At 36.6% G+C, this 4,727-nt stretch carries 4 protein-coding genes; 2 read left to right on the top strand and 2 right to left on the bottom strand.

Features of this window, described 5'->3' with window-relative positions:
- A partial coding sequence (locus LHW48_09965; GenBank protein MCB5260774.1) for a hypothetical protein occupies positions 1 to 397 on the top strand: 397 nt, incomplete at its 5' end.
- Between the two features lie 394 nt (positions 398 to 791).
- On the opposite strand, the gene LHW48_09970 is transcribed toward LHW48_09965, so the two are convergent.
- Positions 792 to 3,689, bottom strand: coding sequence for a hypothetical protein (locus tag LHW48_09970; GenBank protein MCB5260775.1), 2,898 nt, complete (start codon positions 3,687 to 3,689; stop codon positions 792 to 794).
- Between the two features lie 15 nt (positions 3,690 to 3,704).
- Positions 3,705 to 4,196 carry a hypothetical protein gene (locus LHW48_09975; protein ID MCB5260776.1) on the bottom strand — a complete coding sequence of 164 codons (492 nt, stop codon included), beginning with the start codon at positions 4,194 to 4,196 and terminating at the stop codon, positions 3,705 to 3,707.
- A 361-nt stretch (positions 4,197 to 4,557) separates the two neighbouring features.
- On the opposite strand from LHW48_09975, the gene LHW48_09980 reads away from it, so the two are divergent.
- The coding region (locus LHW48_09980) for a helix-turn-helix domain-containing protein (GenBank protein ID MCB5260777.1) at positions 4,558 to 4,727 on the top strand (170 nt) is incomplete at its 3' end.

The following is a 4,727-nucleotide window of genomic DNA, read 5'->3' on the forward strand; positions in this document are numbered from 1 at the left end:
ATTGACCAGTGTTAGCGTGGACATTATAGAGATTCAACTAACCGAACTGCTCCAAAGCCAGGCAATCAAGCAGACAGAAGATAGTCCACCTATCTACGTCCGAGCCAACCGCTACCAAGCCAGAATCGGTTATCAGCACTACAGGGGATGGACTTTCAGCGTAGCAGATGTCCACAAGCTTTTAGACATCCTGGAGCATAGCAGATACAAGTCCATCCGAGAGATTGCTCAAGTCATTGGCAAGTCCAGACAATGGGTCTATATCTATCTGGAGGCTCTGGCATCACTTGAAGTGGTTGATCTGAGGGGATTCATATATGTGGTTATTTCTCGCCAAAACGTGCCCAAAATCGGCAGAAAAGTCCAGAAAGGTATCCTGGTCAACTCCGGAGTTTGAATAGGATTGGGTGTTATAGATTACTATGTTAGGTAGTTGAATTAGAAAGCAGTTTGTACAACATAAAGACTGTGAAGCGTTTATGGTATCCTATTGTGATACCATTGAGAAGTGCTGATCTCAGTGGGAGCAATTTTAAGGATAACATCTATTTACTAAGCTGTTGATACACATCGGTATTCATTAGGGGACAACTAACAAAATTCGATTGCACTTTGATCAGTAACAAGCGATTGAACTGATAGAAAGATTAATCAAAACAAATGTCAGATCAATTGGTTAAGCCATAGGCAAAAAATCACGACAGTGGGTTAGCGTGTATCTTAAGGTTTTATAGTATCGATAACCAAATCACACAGCTTTATATCTCGTATGATTAGCGTTAGAATATCTACTACGAATACTCCGTGCGTCCTCTAAGTCCTAGGTAATATTTGTATAGGAATGCAAATGAATACAATGTGTACCCACCAGGTTTATGGATTATCGATATAATGCCATTATTAATCAACACATCTCGAAGAGAATCTAGAGTATTGCTCTCAAGATCATTTTTGTAATACTTCATGACTCCGTTGAGTAGTTGAACAAACTCAGACTTCAGTAGATTGAACTTTCTAAGACTCAAAGGAGCTTGCAGTTTGATATAATCAAACACTTTTGAAATATCCTTGTTCCCAGTTTCCCTCGAAATGTCATTAATGTGCGTTTCAACAGCTGCAACTCTTGTTTTGGGATTCGTGTAATAAAACTGGTTTAGTATGGGAAGATTGGCATTTTTCTCGATATTAAATGGTTTCTGGGCATCTACAACCGCATACTTAATGAGATCAACAAATGGGCGTAAGCTAATTGATCCATCAGCATTTTTTAAATTATTATAAAACCAGTCATAACTTAGACCAAATTTTGATGTGCCTCTATAATCAGCCCATTTCCCAAAGAATAGTTCTACTAAAACCTTGAGATGCTTATCCTCAATAGAAACAAACTGGTCATCACATTGCGATTCAAGTCTACAAATTTTTTCAATGTCGCCTGAGAACTCAGCTTTAATAATGCTAAAGAAGTCTTTCTTGACCGATCGTAAGGAGAATAAAGTCTTAAAGAAAAAACCGAATAATTCTTCGCTATTCCACTCAATATCTATCATTCTATACCTCAATTGCTCCTTGTTCGTGATGTTACCGAGTTTCTTGTATAGATCTGACCTAACAAATACTTTTGGTACGATACGCTTGAATTGATGATTCCTCATGTATGAAATCAGCGGAGCAACGGTTTCATCCCATAAATGTGGCTTAAAAACATGATCAAGCTCATCAAATGCAACAATCAAAGTTTTTTCAAGCTTGTCTAACAAGTTATCTAATCGGTTCAGATCATCTTCTATACTAAGCATTAAATTGTCGTTTAGTATTAATCTAAGAAAGTAGTTAGAAGTAGATTCATCGGGAGTTACTGGAGAAACATCAAGTGAAGGTTTTAATCCCAAAGATAGGACTCGATCTTCAAGAAAAATCGAATTCCAAATAAAGACCTCCCAAAACCTTCTGTAAAAACGATCATCTGGAAGTTCACTCGTATTGTTTATATAAGTGCTATCAATGAACTTTACTATACCCTGGTGGCAATCTACTTTATTCATGGCGATAATATTGACAAACATATAGTCTTTCTTATCAACCCCGTATTTATTGGACAGTATCTCTATGAAACGATTGCTTATGAAAGATTTATATATAAGCGTCTTGCCTGTTCCCTTGTTTCCGATGATGAGGAACTTGTCCTTATTCAGAAGATCATTCATGCACTCTCGAAAGAACAAAGATCTATTTATAAAATCATCAGTTACATTTTGTTCTTCTGCGTAGGTGCTTGGAAACTCCTGTCCAATTGTCTCAAGAATCGCTCTTTTTTTTCCTTTAGCAGTATCTGACTCATACGGTCCAATTTTTGATAAGTTTGATTCCTTTATGGCTTCAGTCTCTTGGCTTGGTTCTGTATTTGACTCATATTGTGGTACTAACTTACTCGCATATTCAATGATAGTCTCAAAAAGGATGTTATAGTTTGAGAATACTTTGTGTTTGACACTCTTGGCAAACTCTGATCCATCATCCCCAGAGCAACCGATTGTTTCTAATCTTGATTCTCGATAAAGGGGGAATACAGGAATCGCGGAAATCATATCTCGTTGTTCTTCATCGGTTTGCTCTAAATTTGCGGATTTCTGGACATCTGATGGCTCATGCGAAAGAATTTGAATAGCAGGATTAAAAACGTTGTTCTTGAAATCAGTATAATATCTTGAATCAGATATAATTGAGTTAACAACAATTGTGGGAATATTCTTCTGAATTGACTGCTTGATAAAGCTTTCAAATCCAGGAACAGTCTGAGCGTTGCTTCCGAAAAACCCAATAATCATGGATGAGAATGTTAATCCAATGTTGGAGTAGATATCGTTGAATCCAGTTCTGTTATCAATTAAAACGATATCAGGGTTGAACTTATCAGAGATTCTTCTGAGCAAAGCTTCAAAACTAGATTGCATGTACTCAATTCCCGAGAAGTTAATTCTGGATAAGGCTTCAAGGTAATGGTCTAGATTTGTGGTGTTGCTTGTGGGCATCTCTTCTGTTAATCCCTGACTAAGATTTCCTGCGGGGAACACAATTATACTACCATCACCCGAGAACTTGGAAGAAACTCGAATCGAATAATGATCTAGTTCTAGGTCTGGATAATACACCGAGTCGTACATGTACTCAATTATACCTTGCTTGGAAAACAACGTTTCATCTGATATCTCATAATAGTTGTTAAATCCAGGCGCTTCAAAATCACAATCTAGAATCACAACTTTCTTTTTGAAATGCATAGCATAATAGGATGCGAATAAGGCTAGGGCAGTTGTTCTTCCAGTGCCTCCTTTATAGCTGTAAAAAGATAAAACAGGTACATCGAGTATAACTCTACTTATTTCGTGATTTAGAATATTGTCAAATCTCCGTCTTGAAGAAATGCTAAACTTCGCTTTTACTTGTTCGAACTTTTCAACTAGGTATGGATCATTAAGTATATCACATTCTGAATGAATTTCATATCTAACTTTGTCATGCTCACAGAAAGGAAGATCTGAGGATTCAATACATTCTTTGGTTTTTATAATGATTGATACATCGTGATTTAGCAATAAGACAATACGATAATCAAGTATAATAGCCTGTTGGAGCAGGTTTTCTAGGTGATCTTCAATTGCTTTGATAATCTGGTATACTTTTAACATACTTACTCCTACTATTTATATAGAGTTTCTGACAAGTACATAAAAATCTGAACAAAAATTGAGGTAGTTAACAACGTCATTGATGTTGTTCCATTGATCGAACTTTTTGTACCTATATGAGGACGACCATGAATTGAATAACCTTTTTGATCCATACTTAACGAAGAGATTGTTCACTTTAGTTTCTAGCTGAGGATTATGGGTATAGATAAGCTCAATAGTTTCAGAGTACTTATGCCTATGAAGCTCTAATCTGTTATCTGAATAAGATCGCTTTTTAAAAACTACCAATGGTGTATCCAACTGGTAAACTGATTTTCCAGTCCAATTGACAATGCTACAAACTGCATAGTTTACTATACCCTCAAAAATGTATCCAGATAGGTAATATATAACAGATGATTTATAATTCTCCGAGCTATTTGATGGCACCCAATTCGACAGCATTAACTGACATACGTGTAAATGGCGTTTAGCTGTGCTAAGGTAACTATCGTGATGCATCATCTTTCTATTCCTCTGTGCATATAATTAGTTTTTCATGTTATGTGCTGAAAAACAAGCACCCACAACATCCTTAAGAAATCACTGTTTTCAATAGATCTGTTATCACAAGCAGTGACAAAAGCATGAACTTCGGCAGACAACGGAGTTAGTTTTCAATGAAAATCATAGGTGCTTTCCTGTCAATAAATAACATGACTCAGTCATGCATGTAATGTGAGTACATCTTCTTTTGATCATGAGATAAACTCTCTATTGACAATTTTATCCCTCTCTTTATACTGGTTTTATTCCAATTTGATCCCATTTTATACTGATTCTGATGGGGTCTCCAGATAAGATAGAATCTGGAAAGGAGCTTAGTATGGAAGACAGATGGCTATCAGTCGAGGAGATTAGTGTCTATCTTGGGGTCACCAAGGAGACCGTATATAAATGGCTGAGTGAGAGAGATCTTCCGGCTCATAAGATCGGTAGGCTATGGAAGTTTAAAAAGGAGGATGTGGACCTGTGGGTAAAACAACAAGCCAAGTC

The organism is Candidatus Cloacimonadota bacterium (genome assembly GCA_020532355.1).
Taxonomy (GTDB): Bacteria; Cloacimonadota; Cloacimonadia; order Cloacimonadales; family Cloacimonadaceae; genus UBA5456.